The sequence below is a fragment of the Sphingomonas aerolata genome, assembly GCF_023935825.1.
Classification (GTDB): domain Bacteria; phylum Pseudomonadota; class Alphaproteobacteria; order Sphingomonadales; family Sphingomonadaceae; genus Sphingomonas; species Sphingomonas aerolata.
The window spans coordinates 1-2,500 of sequence record NZ_CP098762.1; the positions used below are offsets into that span (position 1 = coordinate 1).

The 2,500-nt window shown below is 54.7% G+C and carries 1 tRNA gene and 2 rRNA genes (1 of these 3 cut by a window edge); all 3 read right to left on the reverse strand.

Annotation, left to right across the window (positions count from 1 at the left end):
• Window positions 1-77 (reverse strand) — tRNA-Met (locus NEF64_RS00005).
• 82 nt (window positions 78-159) lie between these two features.
• Window positions 160-274 (reverse strand): 5S ribosomal RNA (gene rrf / locus NEF64_RS00010).
• Window positions 275-495: 221 nt separating this feature from the next.
• Window positions 496-2,500: ribosomal RNA gene (locus NEF64_RS00015) — 23S ribosomal RNA — on the reverse strand; it runs 792 nt beyond the window's last position.

The window sequence follows — 2,500 nt, forward strand, 5'->3', positions numbered from 1 at the left end:
TGGTTGCGGGGACAGGATTTGAACCTGTGACCTTCAGGTTATGAGCCTGACGAGCTACCGGGCTGCTCCACCCCGCGACGGTCCGGTTAGGGACGTAAGGGTAGATGAGATTGTGAATGGGTTTAGATATCGTGTGATGCATGTCGCACGGGCTTCAATGCCTGGCGACGACCTACTCTTCCATCGCTTGAGCGATAGTACCATTGGCGCAGGCGGGTTTCACGGCCGAGTTCGGAATGGGATCGGGTGGGACACCGACGCTATAGCCACCAGGCAATGGAGCCGGTGCGACATGCGTCACTGTGATATCTGGGTCCCTCGAGGCCTGCCTTGCGACGGGTCTTGAGGGTTTTAAAATCGATACCGTGCAAGGTTAGTGGTATTTATGACCAATCCCTCGACGGCGAGGGGATTGGCAATCTGGCGTCGTCTTAATCATCCGCACGCATCTTTGACGCTGGGCGAACCCAGTGTTGTCATTGATGGTGTGAGACTCTCAAGCGCGAATAGAGCAATTAGTATCGGTTAGCTCCATGCGTTACCGCACTTCTACATCCGATCTATCAACGTCGTGGTCTCCGACGGCTCTATGAAATCTTATCTCGAGGGAGGCTTCCCGCTTAGATGCTTTCAGCGGTTATCCCGTCCATACATAGCTACCCAGCTGCGCTCTTGGCAGAACGACTGGTACACCAGAGGTATGTTCAACCCGGTCCTCTCGTACTAGGGTCAACTCCTCTCAAATTTCGACGCCCACGGCAGATAGGGACCAAACTGTCTCGCGACGTTCTGAACCCAGCTCACGTACCACTTTAATTGGCGAACAGCCAAACCCTTGGGACCTGCTCCAGCCCCAGGATGTGATGAGCCGACATCGAGGTGCCAAACAACCCCGTCGATATGAGCTCTTGGGGGTTATCAGCCTGTTATCCCCGGCGTACCTTTTATCCGTTGAGCGATGGCCCTTCCACGAGGGACCACCGGATCACTATGACCGACTTTCGTCTCTGCTCGACTTGTCAGTCTCGCAGTCAGGCGGGCTTATGCCATTGCACTCTAACAGACGGTTTCCGACCGTCCTGAGCCCACCATTGCGCGCCTCCGTTACTCTTTAGGAGGCGACCGCCCCAGTCAAACTACCCGCCACAGAGGGTCCCTGTTCCGGCTTACGGAACGAGGTTAGACATCAGAAACAAACAGGGTGGTATTTCACCTATGGCTCCACATCAGCTGGCGCCGATGCTTCAAAGCCTCCCACCTATGCTACACAGTTTCTTCCTAATGCCACTCTGAAGCTGCAGTAAAGGTGCACGGGGTCTTTCCGTCTAACCGCGGGTACTCCGCATCTTCACGGAGAATTCAATTTCGCTGAGCATGTCCTGGAGACAGTGGGGAAGTCGTTACGCCATTCGTGCAGGTCGGAACTTACCCGACAAGGAATTTCGCTACCTTAGGACCGTTATAGTTACGGCCGCCGTTTACCTGGGCTTCATTTCAGAGCTTGCACCCCTCCACTTAACCTTCAGGCACCGGGCAGGCGTCAGGCCCTATACGTCGTCTTGAAGCCGACTTAGCAGAGCCCTGTGTTTTTGCTAAACAGTCGCTACCCCCTGGCCTGTGCCCCCTCAAAGTGCTTGCGCATAGTGAGGGCCTCCTTCTTCCGAAGGTACGGAGGCAATTTGCCGAGTTCCTTCAGGACACTTCTCTCAAGCGCCTTGGTATACTCTACCTGACCACCTGTGTCGGTTTCGGGTACGGTCTATACGGTGGGGCTATTTCCTGGAACCATTTCGAAGCCATCCCAATCCGATAAGGGATGACAACACACATGATCCGTCACACACCACCAGGCCCACGAATATTAACGTGGTTCCCATCGACTACCCCCTTCGGGCTCGTCTTAGGGGCCGGCTCACCCTGCGCGGATTAGCCTTGCGCAGGAACCCTTGGTCTTTCGGCGAGAGGGCATCTCACCCTCTTTATCGCTACTCATGTCTGCATTCGCACTTCCGATACCTCCACGACCCATTACCAGATCGCTTCACAGGCTTACGGAACGCTCCGCTACCGCGTACCACATAAGTGGCACACCCTAAGCTTCGGCACGTATCTTGAGCCCCGTTACATCTTCGCCGCAGGACCTCTTGTTTAGACCAGTGAGCTGTTACGCTTTCTTTAAAGGATGGCTGCTTCTAAGCCAACCTCCTGGTTGTTTTGGAAGTCCCACATGCTTTCCCACTTAGATACGATTTGGGGGCCTTAGCTGTAGGTCAGGGCTGTTTCCCTTTTGACGACGGACCTTAGCACCCGCCGTCTGTCTCCCGCATATCACTCTTAGGTATTCGGAGTTTGGTTAGGTTTGGTAGATCTCGCGACCCCCTAGCCCATCCAGTGCTCTACCCCCTAAGGTGTTCGTGCGAGGCACTACCTCAATAGTTTTCGCGGAGAACCAGCTATTTCCCGGCTTGATTGGCCTTTCACCCCTAAACACAACTCATCC